The sequence below is a fragment of the Streptococcus sp. genome (genome assembly GCF_019414905.1).
In the GTDB taxonomy this organism is placed as follows: Bacteria; Bacillota; Bacilli; order Lactobacillales; family Streptococcaceae; genus Streptococcus.
The window spans coordinates 1-2,675 of sequence record NZ_DXLC01000194.1; the positions used below are offsets into that span (position 1 = coordinate 1).

The window sequence follows — 2,675 nt, forward strand, 5'->3', positions numbered from 1 at the left end:
CTGAAGTTGGTACAGGCTTCAACGCAGCAACTGGCGAGTGGGTTAATATGATTGATCAAGGGATTATCGACCCAGTTAAGGTTAGTCGTTCAGCCCTACAAAATGCAGCATCTGTAGCCAGCTTGATTTTGACAACAGAAGCAGTCGTAGCCAATAAACCAGAACCAGTGGCCCCAGCTCCAGCAATGGATCCAAGCATGATGGGTGGTATGATGTAAGCTTTCTATAGAAAACACAAAAGGAGGGAATGCCTATCCCTCCTTTTTATGATGTTCATTTCTAAATTGATTTGAGCTCTCCTAACTTATATGATAAAATAAGATTAGAAAAAGGAGAAGAACATGATCGATGTAGAAGAAATTCTGAGCAAGATGAACCCCAATCAGAAGATTAATTATGACCGTGTCATGCAGAAGATGGTACAAGTATGGGAGAAAAATGAGCAACGTCCAACTATTCTCATGCATGTTTGCTGTGCCCCTTGCAGTACCTATACTCTAGAATATCTGACACAGTATGCAGACGTGACCATCTATTTTGCTAATTCCAATATCCATCCCAAGGCAGAATACCATAAGCGTGCCTATGTGACTAAAAAGTTTGTCAGTGATTTCAATGAGCGGACTGGCAATTACGTTCAATACCTAGAAGCTCCTTATGAACCTAACGAATATCGTAAACTGGTTCGAGGTTTGGAAGAAGAGCCTGAAGGTGGCGACCGTTGCAAGGTTTGCTTTGACTACCGCCTGGATAAAACAGCGCAAGTGGCTATGGACTTGGGATTTGACTACTTTGGCTCAGCTTTGACCATCAGTCCTCATAAGAATTCTCAAACCATCAACAGCATCGGAATCGATGTGCAAAAAATTTATACAACCCATTATCTTCCAAGTGATTTCAAGAAAAATCAAGGCTACAAACGTTCAGTAGAGATGTGTGAAGAGTATGACATCTACCGTCAATGTTATTGTGGATGTGTCTATGCAGCACAAGCCCAGAATATTGACCTGGTTCAGGTTAAGAAAGATGCCACAGCGTTCTTGCTGGATAAGGATGTTGAAAAAGACTATTCCCATATCAAATTTACAGTTACAAAATTAGATATATAAGGATAAGCCCAGCTGTAAAGCTGGGTTTTTAAAATAAAAAAACCAGGGCTTTCACCCTAGTTTGACAACTTTACCGATTCTTTAGTTCTACATAGCGCTTGTACCAAATGTTTACATAGGCTTCTGAGAAAGGACCACGTCCATTGTTAATCCAATCAACAAGAATTTTGACATGTTCTTTTAAAATATAGTCCAAGTCATCAGAATAATTCATTTTGCGTTTGTGACGCTCATACTCCTCAACGTCCAAGAGACGTTTTTCCCCATCTGTAAAAATTTTAACATCCAAATCGTAATCAATATACTTCAGTGCTTCTTCATCCAGATAGTAGGGGCTAGCCATATTGCAATAGTAGGAAATTCCATTATCGCGAATCATGGCAATGATATTAAACCAATATTTCTTGTGAAAGTAAACAATAGCTGGTTCTCGAGTGACCCAACGACGACCATCACTTTCGGTAACCAGTGTATGATCGTTGACACCAATAATGGCGTTTTCTGTTGTTTTTAGTACCATGGTGTCCCGCCAAGTTCGGTGGAGACTCCCATCATGCTTATAACTTTGAATTGTAATAAAGTCGCCTTCTTTTGGAAGCTTCATAACTAACCAACTTTCTACAATTTATAAGTTTATCGTTTACTATTGTACCATAAAATTACCTAAAATCTGTGAATTTTACATGAAAATCTTAAAGATATTCTCTAAGAGCGCTTGCTATATCCGAAAAATCGTAGCCCTTTCGTGCTAAAACTTGGGTTAAACGCTGTTTAAGTTCGTATCCTTCATATTTTCGGGCATACTTAGAATATTGCTTATCAAGTTCCTTGAAGATGAGTTCCTGAGTCGTTTCTTGGTCAACTTGACTATCCAACTGGTCAAAGGCACTTTTAGCATCAGAGTAGGAGAAGCCCTTGTTGGTCAAATTTTGGATAATCTTATCTTGCAAAGCACGAGCTGGAAGTTTTCTCTCATATTTTTTCAATAGTTTATTAGCTACACGTTGAGCAACTTCCGAAGAATCAAATTCTTTCAAGGTCTCCTCTATAGTAGATTTTGAAATCCCTTTTTGTGTTAGTTTCTGAGTCAGTACATAAGGTCCCTTGTCTCCTGAAAGGTGATTGGCATTGATGATAGCATAAGCGTACTGATTATCATTAACCCAATTATCTTCTTTAAGATTAATAATGACTTGAGAAACTATGTTTTCATCAATATCGTATTTTTTCAGATATTCTCTGACTTCTTTTTCAGTGCGAGCTTTAAAGGATAGGTGATAGAGGGCTAGATTCTTACCATAAGAAAATTGAGCAAAGTTCTGAATCTCTTTCAATTCCTCTTCGCTTATCACCTTATCTCTCGATAACATAAAACGAACAATTGTATCTTCGGTGATGTAGCATTTGTCGCCATTATCAAGCTCCATCAGATAGAGTCTTTTTTTCTTTTCAAGTTTTGTGATTTTCATAGTTCTATTATAACTCAAAATGTGAGAAAAAGCTGAAACCCCTTGATATAGCCGTTTTTTGTCCCTTAATGATGAATTTTAAGAACTTTTTAGGAAC

Annotated in this window: 4 protein-coding genes; 2 read left to right on the plus strand and 2 right to left on the minus strand. The window is 37.9% G+C overall.

The genetic code is table 11. The features are described from left to right. Positions 1 to 218: TCP-1/cpn60 chaperonin family protein (locus tag QZ359_RS05865; RefSeq protein ID WP_293963971.1), on the plus strand; the 218-nt coding region annotated here is incomplete at its 5' end. A 123-nt stretch (positions 219 to 341) separates the two neighbouring features. Next, positions 342 to 1,109 carry an epoxyqueuosine reductase QueH gene (locus QZ359_RS05870; protein ID WP_077804735.1) on the plus strand — a complete coding sequence of 256 codons (768 nt, stop codon included), beginning with the start codon at positions 342 to 344 and terminating at the stop codon, positions 1,107 to 1,109. 70 nt (positions 1,110 to 1,179) lie between these two features. Here QZ359_RS05870 and QZ359_RS05875 read toward each other — a convergent pair whose 3' ends face one another. Beyond that, on the minus strand, positions 1,180 to 1,713 hold the full coding sequence (locus tag QZ359_RS05875; RefSeq protein WP_000775316.1) for a DUF402 domain-containing protein: 534 nt from the start codon (positions 1,711 to 1,713) through the stop codon (positions 1,180 to 1,182). Positions 1,714 to 1,801: 88 nt separating this feature from the next. Continuing rightward, entirely contained in the window at positions 1,802 to 2,578 is a 777-nt protein-coding gene (gene recX, locus QZ359_RS05880; protein WP_293963972.1) for a recombination regulator RecX, read from the minus strand. Positions 2,579 to 2,675: the final 97 nt, after the last annotated feature.

Excerpts from the sequence above, each read along its gene's own strand:
- QZ359_RS05870 (WP_077804735.1), top strand. The coding sequence starts at position 342 with ATGATCGATGTAGAAGAAATTCTGAGCAAGATGAACCCCAATCAGAAG.
- QZ359_RS05875 (WP_000775316.1), bottom strand. The coding sequence starts at position 1,713 with ATGAAGCTTCCAAAAGAAGGCGACTTTATTACAATTCAAAGTTATAAG.
- recX (WP_293963972.1), bottom strand. The coding sequence starts at position 2,578 with ATGAAAATCACAAAACTTGAAAAGAAAAAAAGACTCTATCTGATGGAG.